The organism is Mesorhizobium sp. CA4 (assembly GCF_020165075.1).
In the GTDB taxonomy this organism is placed as follows: domain Bacteria; phylum Pseudomonadota; class Alphaproteobacteria; order Rhizobiales; family Rhizobiaceae; genus Mesorhizobium.
In genome coordinates, this window is record NZ_JAIUHK010000037.1 from 18,785 (window position 1) to 32,364 (window position 13,580).

General features: G+C 65.1%; 12 protein-coding genes and 1 pseudogene. 2 read left to right on the plus strand and 11 right to left on the minus strand.

Annotated features, from left to right (window positions below; all coding sequences use genetic code 11):
- Positions 1-94 precede the first annotated feature (94 nt).
- Positions 95-1,096, plus strand: a complete 1,002-nt coding sequence (locus LB528_RS24795; RefSeq protein ID WP_224716661.1) for a 2-hydroxyacid dehydrogenase — start codon at positions 95-97, stop codon at positions 1,094-1,096.
- 7 nt (positions 1,097-1,103) lie between these two features.
- Here LB528_RS24795 and LB528_RS24800 read toward each other — a convergent pair whose 3' ends face one another.
- The 11 genes and pseudogenes from LB528_RS24800 to LB528_RS24850 form a co-directional block, all read right to left on the minus strand.
- Positions 1,104-1,517 (minus strand): aconitase X swivel domain-containing protein, encoded by a 414-nt coding sequence (locus tag LB528_RS24800; protein WP_224716662.1) that lies wholly within the window; start codon positions 1,515-1,517, stop codon positions 1,104-1,106.
- The gene (locus LB528_RS24805; RefSeq protein WP_224716663.1) at positions 1,514-2,767 is read right to left on the minus strand and encodes an aconitase X; all 1,254 of its coding nucleotides are present in this window, start codon (positions 2,765-2,767) and stop codon (positions 1,514-1,516) included. The genes LB528_RS24800 and LB528_RS24805 overlap by 4 nt, the downstream gene beginning before the upstream one ends.
- Positions 2,764-3,252, minus strand: coding sequence for a GNAT family N-acetyltransferase (locus tag LB528_RS24810; protein WP_224716664.1), 489 nt, complete (start codon positions 3,250-3,252; stop codon positions 2,764-2,766). The genes LB528_RS24805 and LB528_RS24810 overlap by 4 nt, the downstream gene beginning before the upstream one ends.
- A 4-nt stretch (positions 3,253-3,256) precedes the next feature.
- The gene (locus LB528_RS24815) at positions 3,257-4,012 is read right to left on the minus strand and encodes a molybdopterin-synthase adenylyltransferase MoeB (RefSeq protein ID WP_224716665.1); all 756 of its coding nucleotides are present in this window, start codon (positions 4,010-4,012) and stop codon (positions 3,257-3,259) included.
- A gap of 152 nt (positions 4,013-4,164) precedes the next feature.
- Entirely contained in the window at positions 4,165-5,325 is a 1,161-nt protein-coding gene (gene recF / locus LB528_RS24820) for a DNA replication/repair protein RecF (protein WP_224716666.1), read from the minus strand.
- 82 nt (positions 5,326-5,407) lie between these two features.
- Positions 5,408-6,526 carry a DNA polymerase III subunit beta gene (dnaN, locus tag LB528_RS24825; RefSeq protein WP_040994017.1) on the minus strand — a complete coding sequence of 373 codons (1,119 nt, stop codon included), beginning with the start codon at positions 6,524-6,526 and terminating at the stop codon, positions 5,408-5,410.
- Positions 6,527-6,726: 200 nt separating this feature from the next.
- Positions 6,727-8,175 (minus strand): annotated as a pseudogene (dnaA, locus tag LB528_RS24830) (chromosomal replication initiator protein DnaA); the annotation flags it as partial.
- A gap of 929 nt (positions 8,176-9,104) precedes the next feature.
- Positions 9,105-9,371: a 30S ribosomal protein S20 gene (gene rpsT, locus LB528_RS24835; protein WP_095819340.1), complete on the minus strand. Its 267-nt coding sequence runs from the start codon at positions 9,369-9,371 to the stop codon at positions 9,105-9,107.
- Between the two features lie 195 nt (positions 9,372-9,566).
- Complete coding sequence (locus LB528_RS24840; protein ID WP_224513028.1) at positions 9,567-10,340, minus strand: enoyl-CoA hydratase; 774 nt, start codon at positions 10,338-10,340, stop codon at positions 9,567-9,569.
- A 47-nt stretch (positions 10,341-10,387) separates the two neighbouring features.
- Positions 10,388-11,275 (minus strand): bifunctional DNA-formamidopyrimidine glycosylase/DNA-(apurinic or apyrimidinic site) lyase, encoded by an 888-nt coding sequence (mutM, locus tag LB528_RS24845; protein WP_224716668.1) that lies wholly within the window; start codon positions 11,273-11,275, stop codon positions 10,388-10,390.
- Entirely contained in the window at positions 11,268-12,506 is a 1,239-nt protein-coding gene (locus LB528_RS24850) for a phosphopentomutase (protein ID WP_224716669.1), read from the minus strand. Before LB528_RS24850 ends, mutM begins: the two co-directional genes overlap by 8 nt.
- Before the next feature lie 132 nt (positions 12,507-12,638).
- Between LB528_RS24850 and LB528_RS24855 the strand changes: the two genes are divergently transcribed.
- On the plus strand, positions 12,639-13,577 hold the full coding sequence (locus LB528_RS24855; protein ID WP_224716670.1) for a phosphate/phosphite/phosphonate ABC transporter substrate-binding protein: 939 nt from the start codon (positions 12,639-12,641) through the stop codon (positions 13,575-13,577).
- Positions 13,578-13,580: the final 3 nt, after the last annotated feature.

Genomic DNA, 13,580 nt, shown 5'->3' on the forward strand with positions numbered 1-13,580 from the left:
CGGTTTTCGGAAAAGATCATGCTCCTACAAAGAGTAGGATCAGGATGACGATTCGACGAAACGTCATCCTGATCGAAGAAGCTTCGGGGATAAAATGGCAGGCAAAAAACGGCCCCTCGTCGTCATCACGCGCAAGCTGCCCGATCCGGTCGAAACGCGCATGCGCGAGCTGTTCGAAGCAAGGCTGAATGTCGAGGACCGGCCGATGACGCAGCCGGAGCTGGTCGCGGCGGTCAAGGAAGCCGATGTGCTGGTCCCCACCATCACCGACCATATCGACGCCGCGCTGATCGCCCAGGCCGGCGAAAACCTCAAGCTGATCGCGAATTTCGGCAACGGCGTGGACAAAATCGATGTCGCGGCCGCCGCCAAGAAAGGCATCACCGTCACCAACACGCCCAATGTGCTCACCGAAGACACCGCCGACATGACCATGGCGCTGATGCTCGCCGTGCCGCGCAGGCTCGCCGAAGGCGCCAATGTGTTGACGGGCGAGAAGAAATGGGCCGGCTGGTCGCCGACCTGGATGCTCGGCCGGCGCATCTGGGGCAAACGTCTCGGCATCGTCGGCATGGGCCGTATCGGCACGGCGGTCGCCAGGCGGGCCAAGGCCTTCGGCCTGTCGATCCACTACCACAACCGGCACCGCGTGCTGCCCGCCGTCGAGGAGGAGCTGGAGGCGACCTATTGGGAAAGCCTCGACCAGATGTTGGCCCGCATGGATATCATCTCGGTCAACTGTCCGTCGACGCCGGCGACGTTCCACCTTTTGTCCGGCCGCCGCCTCGCGCTGATGCAGCCCTCGGCCTATATCGTCAACACCGCGCGCGGCGACATCATCGACGAGGAATCGCTGATCAAGCTCATCCATGACGGCAAGATCGCCGGCGCCGGCCTCGACGTCTACGAGCATGAGCCGGCGCTGAACAGCAAGCTCCTGAAGCTCGCCGCCAAGGGCAAGGTGGTGCTTTTGCCGCATATGGGCTCGGCCACGCTCGAGGGCCGCATCGACATGGGCGAGAAGGTGATCATCAACATCCGCGCCTTCTTCGACGGCCACCGACCGCCGGACCGCGTCCTGCCGCTCAGGACCTGAAAAAGCTTCAGACGGCGGCGGTCACTGCGCCGTCCGAAGCGACCGTGACGGCGGCTCCGCGGTAGTTGTCGAACGCGCCGCGTTCGAGCCTCACCGCCATCGGCGTTTCCCAGCCCATTTCCCGGGCTACGATCAGGCCGAGCAGCAGGATGGCGTCCGGTTCGTGCAGCACCAGGGCGGCCGGCGCGCGGCCGTTGTGGACGAGTTCCATCAGCACCGCCGAAGCGGATGACGAGCCGATCGTGCCTGGCAGGAACAGCACCCGGCCGGCGATGACTTCGCCATGCTGCGGGTGGCGAACGTCGGCGATACGCCCGGTCCTGGGGTCGACGCCGCCCCAGAAGCTGATCGGCGCCGTCAGCACCAGCGCGTCGCCTTCGCCCGCCTTGCCCGGCACCAGGATTTCGGTCCTCGCGCTCATGCCGCGATATCCGTGAAGACCGGCTTGCCGAGGACCGCGCTTTCGACGCAGTCGGCGAGCGAGGCGTAGAGCACCGCATAGCCGGTGTTGCCCGGCGCGTAATGCGCGAACTTGCCCGAATTGGTCATCAGCACGCCATTGCCGAGCTCCGGCATGATCGGCGTCACCACCACACATGTATCGGCGACGATGACGACCCCGCTCGCTTCGAGCCGTTTTCGCCGGCCGTTCTGCTCCAGCAGGGCAAGCGCATGGCGGCCGGTGCAGGCGTAGATCGGCACCGCGAGCCGCCGTCCGGCGATCAGCCGCTCCAGGTTGTCGAACTCGGCGTGCGACAGATGCGGGCTGCCGATCGCCACCGCATCGATGGTCTTGGTCGCGGCCGCGGTCGACAGGCCCGCGCGCGCCGTCGCCACCATGTCGGGCGTCACGCGGATCACCGCTTCCGGCTCCGGCCCGGCCAGAATGGCTTCGGCGTCTGGAGCCTCGGGCGTCACGCCGGCAATGTGGAACAGGCCGACCGCACCGGACGATGCGGCCGCCGCGCCGAAGGCTTTCAGCGCGTCTTCGCCGGGATTATCCGTCACGCCGGTGACGACGCCGATCGCATTGCCCACCTCGCGGCCATAGAGGCTGCCCAGCACCGGCCAGGCGATCTCCGAGGCAAGGAAGGATGGCGAGAGGCCCGAGACGTCGAAAACGAGACGCGCGCGGCGATTGTCAGGCCGGTGCAGGCCGTAATCCGGCGCGCGGCCGGTGATGGCGCAGGCAATGTCCAGGAAATCGCCATAGCGGTTGGTCCGCGCGCCCAGCACCGAATTGCAGAAGACGACCGCGTTGGACTCGCCCCAGGCCACGTCGCTGCCCAGCGCGGGCCTGTGTCCGGCCTGGTAGGGGGCGCAGGTCCAGCTCTGCTCGCAGCCCAGCTTGCGATAGGCCTCCATCATCCGCCGCGCCATGCCGCGCTGCGGCTCTTTCAGGCGGATACGCGAACAACCCATCAGGTCGAGTGCCCCCACATTGAGTGTCGAGCGTACCGCGACCTTCGCGCCGCCTTCGACCAGTCTTTCGGCGAACAGCGTGCCGGAATCGCCGTGATACAGCGCGCCATCGATATGGGTGGAGGCGATCGGGATCAGCCGCGGTGCGCCGAGCAGGCGAGCGCTTTCGGCGAGGATGCGCATCGCCATGCCCGCGCCGTCCTGCTTGGAGGCGATCGCCTGTTCTTGCGGGCTGAGCGAAAGGCTCAAGACAGCACCTTGCGCATGGTGATGGAGGTCGGCCTGTCATAGCCCTCATGCGCCGTGCGCGCGGTCTCGCGAAAGCCGAGCCGGGCGAAGGCTGCATGGTTTGCCGTCAGTTCGATGCGGGTCTGCAGCTCGATCGCATCCTTGCCGCGTTCGTGGGCGAGATCCTCGACCGCCCGCATCAGCCGGGTTCCGATGCCTTGGCCCTGGAGCCGCGCCTCGACCGCTAGCTTGCCGACATAGAAATCCCGCGCCCGTTCCAGCGCGAAGACGCAGCCGACGATGCGGCCATTCTCGACGGCCAGAAACCCGGTCTCCCGCTTCGCCTTCGCGGCAAGCGCCTCGGCGGTCAAAAGATGCGCCGAGGAGGGCGGGTCGATGACGCCGTCCATATAGGCAAAGGCGCGCCGGATCAGCGCGAGCAGGTCGTCCCACCGATCGAAATCCGCTGGAAGGCCGGTTATGGAGATGCCGACGCTCTGGTCCATGCGCTCAGACGGCCTTGTAGCGGATGGTGTCGAAGCGGGCCGTTAGCCCGTCATAGAGCAGCAGCCGGCCGATCAGCGGCTCGCCTATCCCGGTGATAAGCTTGATCGCTTCCATCGCCTCCAGCGTGCCGATGACGCCCGTCAGCGCGCCGACGATGCCGGCAACGGCGCAGGACGGCACCAGCCCTTCGGGCGGCGCTTCCGGAAACAGGTCGCGATAGCTCGGATTGCGTTTGCCGTCCGCGCCTGTCTCGAACGGCTTCAGCACCGTCACCGAGCCGTCGAAACGACCGACGGCGGCCGTGACGAGGGGTTTCTTCTCATTGGCGCAGGCATCGGCGGCCGCGTAGCGCGTTTCGAAATTGTCGGAGCCGTCGACAACGACGTCGTAGCGCGCGACGAGGGCAGGGGCGTTCTCCTCCGTCAGCCTCAGGCGATGTGATTCCACCGAGACATTGGGGTTGACGCGCATGATCGCCGCGGCGGCGCTGTCGGTCTTGGCCATGCCGATCGTGTCGCTGCCATGGATGACCTGCCGCTGCAGGTTGGATAGCGAAACCGTGTCGTCATCGACAATGCCGAGCGTGCCGACGCCGGCAGCGGCAAGATATTCGAGCACCGGCGCGCCAAGCCCGCCGGCGCCGATCACCAGCACCCGTGCCCGCTTCAGCCTCTGTTGCCCCGGCCCGCCGATCTCCGGCAGCACGATGTGGCGGGCATAGCGTTCGAGCTCTTCGTCGGTCAGGGCGGCGTCGGTCATGGCTCGACCTTATAGCGGCGACAAAATCTTGTCATGCATGCAAGGCAGAGCCTGTACCGGCAAAGCAAAGCTTTGTCCCGCCGGGCAAGCACAGGCAAAGCGAAGCTTTGTCCCGCAGGGCTACCACTACGACCGCTTGATTTTTCAAGCGATCAGCCGGTTGGCTCGACTCTCCCGTGATCGACCGTCAGGAATTGCGCTCTGCCTGCAAGGCTCGAAAACAAGGCGGCATCCGTGCCGGTCATGAAAGCCTGGCAGTTCAGTTCTTCCAGGATCGAGAACAACGCCGCGCGCCGGCCCGCGTCGAGATGCGCGGCGATCTCGTCCAGGAGAAGGATCGGCGTCAGTCCCGACATCTCGCCGGTCAACCTGGCATGCGACAGCACGATGCCGACCAGCAGCGCCTTCTGCTCGCCGGTCGAGCACAGTTCCGCCGGCATCGACTTCGGCCGGTGCCGCACCACCAGGTCCGAGCGATGCGGACCGTCCAGCGTGCGGCCGGCGGCACGGTCGCGCTCGCGGCTGTTGGCAAGCGCGCGGCGGAAGCGCTCCTCGACATCGACGGCCGGCGCGACGGCGACCTCGCTCTCCAGGTCCCCCGAGAGACTGATGTCGGCCTGCGGAAACGGCCCGCTGCCGGGCAATCTGTCGATCATCGCGGCAAGCAGCCGCACCAGCTCGGCCCGCGCCGCGGCGATCGCCACTCCGGTCTCGGCCATCTGCGTCTCGATCGCGTCGAACCAGGCCCCGTCGCGCGAACCTTCGGTAAGCAGGCGATTACGGCCGCGCATGGCTTTCTCATAGTCGAGCGCGCGCTGGCCATGGCCGGGGTCGATCGCCAGCACCAGCCGATCGAGGAAGCGGCGGCGGTCCGCAGCCGGCCCGGGAAACAGCCCGTCCATCGCCGGCGTCAGCCAGACGACCCGCAGCCATTCCAGCATATCCTCGGCCGATCGCGCCGGCGCGCCGTTGATCCGCACCTTCCTACCGCCTTCGCCGGCGGCGTCGCCGCCGGGCATGCCGGTGCCGATCTCGACCTCTCCTTCCGGTCCCTCGATGCGCGCATGCAAGGCGAAGCCGCCGTCGCCGCCTTCGCGCGCGACATCCGCATAGGGCGCGCGACGCAGGCCCCGGCCGGGTGTCAGGAACGAGATCGCTTCCAGGAGATTGGTCTTGCCCGCGCCATTGTCGCCCGACAACACCACCGCGCCAGGCGCAAGGTCAAGCGAAAGCGCCGCGTAGTTGCGGAAGTTCGTAAGTGTTAGCTTACTTAAATAGCTTTGCTGCCGAAGCTGTTTCGCATCCGCGGTCACGGCGACACATCGGGTTCGCTAGAGCAATTCCAGGAAAAGTGCACAGCGGTTTTCAGTCCGGAATTGCGCCAACAAAGACACCCTAGACCCGCATCGGCATCAGCACATAGAGCGCGGTTTCGTCGGCCATGTCATGGATCAGCGTCGGCGAACCGGCGTCGGCCAGCATGAACTTGGCCTCGGAACCGGTGAGCTGGGCGGCGACGTCGAGCAGGTATTTGGCGTTGAAGCCGATCTCGATCGGGTCCGACGAGTAGTCCGCCGCCAGTTCCTCGGTGGCGCTGCCGGAGTCGGGATTGTTGACGGCTAAAGTCAGCTGGCCGTCATTGATCGACAGTTTCACCGCCCGGCCGCGCTCGGAGGAAATGGTCGAAACGCGGTCTACCGCCGCGGCGAAGCTCTGGCGGTCGATGATCAGCTTCTTGTCGTTGCCGGTCGGGATGACACGCTGATAGTCGGGGAAAGTGCCGTCGATCAGCTTCGAGGTCAAAACCACACTGCCGATGGTGAAGCGGATCTTGGTGTCCGACAGCTCCGTGGTCACCGCCACATCGGGATCATCGACCAGCTTCTGCAGCTCGCTCACCGTCTTGCGCGGAATGATGATGCCGGGCATGCCTTCGGAGCCCGCCGGCGCGTCGATCTCGGCCCGCGCCAGGCGATGCCCGTCGGTTGCCACCGAGCGCAGCTTCAATTTGCCGCCCACCTCATGCGTGTGCAGGAAGATGCCGTTGAGATAGTAGCGCGTCTCCTCGGTGGAGATGGCGAATTGGGTCTTGTCGATCAGCCCCTTGAGGGCCGCGGATTCCAGCCGGAAGATATGCGAGAACGAACCGGCCGAAAGCTCCGGGAAATCGGACTGCGGCAGGCACTGCAGACGGAAGCTCGAACGGCCGGAGGTGACGGTCATCGCGTTGCCGTCCTCGTCCGTCTTCAGCATCACCTCGGCGCCGTCCGAAAGCTTGCGCACAATGTCGTAGAGCAGATGCGCCGGCACCGTCGTCGCGCCGCCGCGCTCGACCTTGGCGGGCGTCGCCTCCGTGACTTCGAGGTCGAGGTCGGTGGCCTTCATCTCAAGGCTGGCACCCTCGGCGCTGAGCAGCACGTTGGACAGGATCGGAATGGTGTTGCGCCGCTCGACCACGCGGTGGACGTGGTTGAGGGACTTCAGGAGATTTGACCGTTCCAGGATAACACGCATGACGAACAGGCTCGCTTCAATGAATGAACGGGTCACCGGCAGGCGGTATCCCGCGAAAGCGCTGAAAGGCTTCCAGAATCTCCGTAAGCTGACAGTAAAAAGCCTGCAAAGGCAAGCCCGCGGCGCCGGTTCCGGCCGGCAGCGCGGGCTTTCTGGGGATAAAGCCGGCGAAGCGTGCCGCCGGCTGTTTGTGCGCTCCTTCAGGCCTGGTCGTTGATCAGCCTTCTGAGCAGTTCCAGTTCCTGCGCCAGCGTGTTGTCCCCGCCCGAAAGGTCCTCGATCTTGCGCACGGCATGCAGCACCGTCGTGTGGTCGCGGCCGCCGAAGCGCCGCCCGATCTCCGGCAATGAGCGCGGCGTCATCACCTTCGACAGATACATCGCCACCTGCCGCGGCTTGACGATCGTGCGCGTGCGCCGGTTGGACAGAAGCTCCGTCTTCGACACGTTGTAGTGGCGCGCCACGATGCGCTGGATATCCTCGATGCGCACCCGCTTCGGCTCGCCGGAGCGGTAGATGTGACCGAGGATCTCGTCGATGCGGTCGATGGTGATCTGCGGCTCGAAGGACTGGCGGAACAGAAGCTGGTTGAAGGCGCCTTCGAGCTCGCGTCCGCTGCCGGTCACCGTGCGCGCGACATGCTCCAGGATTTCGTCGGAAATATCGAGCGAGGTGTCATCGGTCTTGGCGGTGGCGCGGCGCAGCTTCAGCATGCCGAGCCGCATGGCGAAATCCGGCGTCGACATTTCCAGCGCCACGCCGCCATTGAGGCGCGAACGCACGCGCGGCTCCAGCGATTCCAGTTCCGACGGCGGCCGGTCGGCCGCGACCACGACCTGTTTGGCGCTGTCGAGCAGCATGTTGATGAGATGGCAGAATTCGTGCTGGATCGACTTGCCCTGCAGGAACTGCATATCGTCGATGATCAAAAGATCGATGTCGCGCAGCTGCTCTTTCAGCGTCAGCGCGTTGTTGTCGCGGATCGCGGTGGCGAAGCGCCACATGAAATATTCCGCGGTCAGGTAGACGACGCGCGATTTCGGGTTTTGCCGCAGCGATTCCGCCGCGATCGCTTGCAGCAGGTGCGTCTTGCCGAGCCCGACGGTCGCATGCAGGAAAAGCGGGTTGAAACGGACCGCGCTCGACTGCGATTCCGCCACCGCCCTGGCCGCCGCGAAGGCCACTCTGTTCGACGGCCCCTCGATGAAGGAGGCGAAGGTGTAGCGGGGGTCGAGCGGCGACCCCAGCACATTGTGGCGGAACTCCGGTTCCGCGGACGCGCCCTGGCGCGGCGCCGGCGCCCGTTGTTCCACGCGCCCGGTGCTCGCGGTGCCGTTGGCGAGCGCGGTATGCGTGTGCTTTGTCATCTTGCGCGCCGGCGCCCCTTCCGGCTCGACAGGGTTGCGCCCCTGGCGCGTCGCGGTGCGCACGACGATCTCGATCTTGAGGACGCCCGCATCCTCATGCCGCCACAGCTCCGCGATGAGTTCGAGATAATGGCCGTTGATCCAGGACCGCAGGAAGGCTGTAGGCACGGAGATGCGCACAACGCCGCGGGACGCCTCGGCGACCTTCATGCGACCGAACCAGCTCGAATAGACTTCGGCTCCAAGACGCGCCTTCAGCTGTGCCTTGACCCGTTCGAACTTCTGTTCCGCGTCGCTGGATACCGCCACGTCGCCCCCTCCGACAAAAGTTGCTGGAAATGGGAGCTCGCCCGCTATCTCCCTCTCGATGCCGCTTTGCATGATCCAAGTCCCTTGTTCTTCTCGTACCCTTTTCCACCGGGGATGCGCCTCCTGCATCCTTGGTCCGGCGACCTCATTCAGCCGCGATGCCATTGCCGCCGCGGCAATGTCGTCGCAACTCGCGCAAGGGACCAGCTGCCGGCTCCGCACGCCGGCTTCCGACAGCGACAAGGCAATGCATCACCCTCCGGCGGAAACGCCGGTGAGACATCGACTGCCATGTACAATTACGCCAGTCCCCTACCCGCACCGAAGAGACAAACCAAGCCGCACGCGGAATTGCTCCACGTCATGAATTCCGCCATTTTGTGCTGGCCAATTCAGGCTGGGTCAGGGGCTAGAGCCCGTCCCTTCGATGGAGGGACATTACCGAAATCGCTGTGGATAGGGCAAGGCCACATCTAACGGTTTTTTAACGAATCTGGTTACCGGAAATCGGGTGCCGGCACGGCATGTTTTGACAAAGCCATTGTGATTCAAACCCTTTTCCGGCGAATATGAAAAAGGCCGCCTGAAACGAAATATTCTGAAATAATTCTCTTGACAGCTACTTCTCCCCCGCCGCTCGGGCGTGCGTTGAACAAGCTGTGGATGACCCGTCGTAAGCCGCTGAAAAAGCTACGGATTTTTTGCCAGGCAAATTGGGGCAGCTGCCGCGGGGAGGGCGTGCCGATATCAACAGCGTTGAATATGCCGGCAAAACATTACTGGCATTGGAAATCGCGTCACAAGCGTTGCTCGCGAGCAACTTTTTTAAGTACTTGCCGGCAAACGAAAAAACCCGGCCTGCGCGGCCGGGTTCCACGTCGACGAATCGAGGATCAGTTCGGTCAGGCCGACAGCGTCTTGACCCGCTGGGCCAGCCGCGAAACCTTGCGGGAAGCCGTGTTCTTGTGGACGACCCCCTTGGTGGCGGCGCGCATCAATTCCGGCTCCGCTGCCTTGAAGGCTTCCACCGCCGCGGCCTTGTCGCCGGCGGCCAGCGCCTCTTCGACCTTGCGGACATAGGAGCGGACGCGCGAGCGGCGGTTCTTGTTGACCGCCGCGCGGCGGGCGATCTTGCGCGTTGCCTTTTTGGCCGAAGACGTGTTGGCCATGATGCCTCTCTTCTGATCTGGTGGGCGCCAGCGGGGTGCCGCAGGGCGCAAAAAACAAACGGGCAGCCACGGGCCGCCTCGGTTGGTGCGGCTTATAGTTCAGCTTTTCCGGCGCGTCAACGTCACTTGGCGGTCTTTTTGGAAACGGAAAGCGCGGCGCGTCATGACCCGCCTTCAGTCATTGGGCAACGCGCCCTAGCGGTTGCTGAAATTCGGCTTCCGCTTCTCGACGAAGGCGGCCATGCCTTCCTTTTGGTCGTCGAGCGCAAACAGCGAATGGAACAGGCGGCGCTCGAAGCGCAGCCCTTCGGCGAGCGTCGTCTCGTAAGCGCGGTTGACGGCCTCCTTGGTCATCATCACCGATGGCAGCGAGAACTCGGCGATCTTCGCCGCTGCCTTCAGCGCTTCCTCGGTGAGCTCTGCGACCGGCACCACCCGCGATACCAGCCCGCTCCGCTCGGCTTCGGCCGCGTCCATCATTCGCCCGGTCAGGCACATGTCCATCGCCTTCGACTTGCCGACGAAGCGGGTCAGCCGCTGCGATCCGCCCATGCCCGGCATGACGCCGAGCGTGATTTCGGGCTGGCCGAATTTGGCATTGTCGCCGGCGATGATGAAGTCGCACATCATGGCAAGCTCGCAGCCGCCTCCGAGCGCATAGCCGGCCACTGCCGCGATGATGGGCTTGCGCGTGCGCGTGAATTCCTCCCAGCCGACGAAGAAGTCCTGCGTATAGGCGTCGGCGAAGGACATCGCCTGCATTTCCTTGATGTCGGCGCCCGCGGCAAACGCCTTTTCAGATCCCGTAAGCACCATCGCGCCGATGCCGGGATCGGCATTGAGCGCGCTCGCCGCCGCCACGACCTCCGCAAGGACTTGCGAGTTCAGCGCATTGAGCGCCTTGGGCCGGTTCAGCGTGATCAGCCCGACCTTGCCGCGTGTTTCCACGAGAATGGTTTCATAGGTCATGGTTCGCTTCCTTCCGCGGCAGTGGGATGATCGACATCGTTCCTAGCTTACCGCTGACAGGTCCGGCAATAAAAGGTCGAGCGGCCGCTTTGCACGATGCGCTCGATGTGGCCGCGGCAGCCCGGCTTCTGGCACGGCTCCCCCTCGCGATCGTAGACCTGGAAGGAATGCTGGAAATAGCCGAGCGATCCGTCGGCCTGGACATAGTCGCGCAGCGAGGAGCCGCCGGCGGCGATCGCATCGGCGATGACAGAGCGGATCGCTTCGGCGAGGCGCTCGCTTTCTCTCGCCTTCTTGGCCGACCCGGCGATGGTGCCGGCTTCGCGCAGCGGCGAGAGCCCGGCGCGCCACAGTGCTTCCGAGACATATATATTGCCGAGCCCGGCGATCAGCCTCTGGTCGAGCAGCGCCGCCTTGAGCGGAGATCTGCGATCCTTCAGCAGCGAGGCGAGCAGGGGGCCGTCGAGCGCGTTTCCGGTTGGCTCGATGCCGAGTCCCGCCAGCATCGGATGTGTGTCCGGCGCGCCTTCGGCAAACAGCATGAAGCCGAAGCGGCGCGGGTCGTTGAAGATGACGCGAGAGCGCTCGCCTTTTTCCGAGGCGACGTCGAACACGACATGGTCGTGCGCCGCGCTCTTCGAACGCTCCTGATGGAAGACGCCGGGGATGTCGCTGCTCTCGGCGGCCTCGACCCGGAACGATCCCGACATGCCGAGATGGCAGATCAGGACCGGACCGTCTTCCATATGCATCGTCAGATATTTGGCGCGGCGGCCGAGCGCCGTCACGGTCTTACCGCTAAGCCGCTCCGAAAAGCGTTCGGGAAAAGGAAAGCGAAGGTCGGGCCTGCGTGCCTCGACTTTGACGAGCCGCGCGCCTTCCAGGACCGGCTGCAGTCCGCGCCGGACCGTCTCGACTTCAGGTAGTTCAGGCATGATCGCCTATCGTTGCAAGGAAGGATGTCCCATGGCGACCGGTTGCCAGGCCGAGATGATCCGCGACGGTTTCGCCGATATCGGCGAAGGTCGGCCTCAGCCCTATATCACCGCCCGTCAGCCCCGGCCCGATACCGATCACCGGAACGCGTTCGCGCGTATGGTCGGTGCCGCGCCAGGTCGGATCGTTGCCATGATCTGCGGTCAGGATGAGCAGGTCGCCAGGCCTTATGCGCGACAGCGCCTCAGGCAGGCGGCGGTCGAAGGCCTCGAGCGCCGCGGCATAGCCGGCGACATCGCGCCGGTGGCCGAATTCGGTGTCGAAATCGACGAAATTGGCAAAGACCAGGTCGCCGTCGCCGGCGTCGTCCATGGCGCCGAGCGCCTTGTCGAACATGGCCATGTTGCCGCCTGCCTTGCGCACTTCCGAAATGCCGCGATGAGCGAAGATGTCGCCGATCTTGCCGACGGCGATGACCTTGCTGCCGCGCTCCGTCAGCCGGTCGAGCAGGGTCGGCTCCGGCGGCGGCACTGCATAGTCGCGGCGATTGTGGGTGCGCTGGAACGTAGCGGGCGTCTCGCCCACGAATGGCCGCGCAATCACCCGCCCGACCTTGAGCGGATCGACCAGCCGGCGCACCGTGAGGCAAAGCTCATAAAGCCGCTCCAGGCCGAAATGAGTTTCATGCGCGGCGATCTGCAATACAGAGTCCACCGAGGTATAGCAGATCGGTCTGCCGGTGCGGATATGCTCTTTGCCGAGCCGCTCGATGATCTCGGTTCCGGGCGCATGGCAATTGCCGAGGATGCCAGGCAGCTTGCCCTCGCGGATGATCGCGTCGGTCAGCTCGGCCGGAAAGGCGGGCACCGTGTCGGGGAAATAGCCCCAGTCGAACCGCACCGGCAGGCCGGCGATCTCCCAGTGGCCGGAGGGCGTATCCTTGCCGCTCGACACTTCCTGGGCGGCGCCATGGAAGGCCGAGGCGATCGGCGGCGCGTCGATGCCGGCCCTCAATCCCGTTGCGGTTTGCGCCGCCAGGCCAAGCCCGAGCGACATCATGTTGGGCACCGCGAGCCGCCCTTCGCGCAGCCCTTGCCGATCGGCACGATCATCGGCGCAGGCCTGAAAAATATGTCCGAACGTGTCGGCGCCGGCATCGCCATAGCGTTCGGCGTCGGCCGCGCCGCCGATGCCGAAAGAATCGAGAACAAACAGGAACGCGCGCGCCATGGGTGTCTTTGTTGTCAGTCCTGACTGCCAGACATAAGGCTCCCCGGCGGTGTTGGCAAATCGGAAACCAAACCGCAACGGCTTGGCGCCATAGTTGCGGCGAGGCGCGGATGCGGCGGGAGCGAAGCGGGTATGGCAGGGCGCGGCAAAACCGCGGTAAGGCAGGCCGTGAAGGTGTGCGCGGCAGCTCTCGTGGCGTTCGGCGCTGCCTCATGGCCGGCACGCGCCGACTGGCGTGACGATATCGGTACCTTCCGCATCGGCATCGTCGCCGAACCGGGCGGCGGCAACACCGTTCCGGGGCTCGCGCGCCTGACCGATGCCTATGCCAATGCGCTCGGCATGAAGGTCGAGTTCGTCGTTGCGCGCGACTACGCGGCGCTGATCGAAGCACAGGCGAGCGGACGCGTGCAATACGCGGTCTATTCCGCTCTCGCCTACGCCACGGCTTCCGAGCACTGCGGCTGTGTCGAGCCGCTGGTGGCGCCGGTCGATGCCGAAGGCGCGGTCGGCATCCGTTCCGTCCTGGTGACGCGCGACGGCAGACTTCCGGACCTCGCCGCCATGGCTTCGCACCGGATCGCGATAGCGCCGGCCGAAAATGTCGGTGGCGCGCTGCTGCCGCTGGCGGGGCTATCGGCCGAAGGCGTCAAGATCGCACGGGATTCAGCCTTCCTGGCGCGTGCCGCTTCAGCGACCGCGGCCGAGATCATGCTGGCCGGCGGCGAAGCGGATGCCCTGTTCGGCTGGGAGCCGGCCGGTGCCGACGGCCAGCCCAGCCATTCCGACGGAACGGTCGCGCGGCTGGAGGCGGCTGGCATCCCTCAAGCGTCGCTTCGCGTGTTGTGGACTTCGGGCCTCTTGCGCTACGGGCCGCACGCCGTCCGCAGCGATCTTGACCCCGATGCAAAGCGCCGGCTGACGGTCTTCCTGACCAATCTCAAGTCACAGACGCCCGATATGTACGACCTGCTGGAGCGGGCGCATTCCGGTGGTTTTGGGCCGGCCGCACAGAAGGACTATGCGATGGCCGTGGCAATCGTGCGGCAGAAAACCGCCGGGCAGGAATAGCCT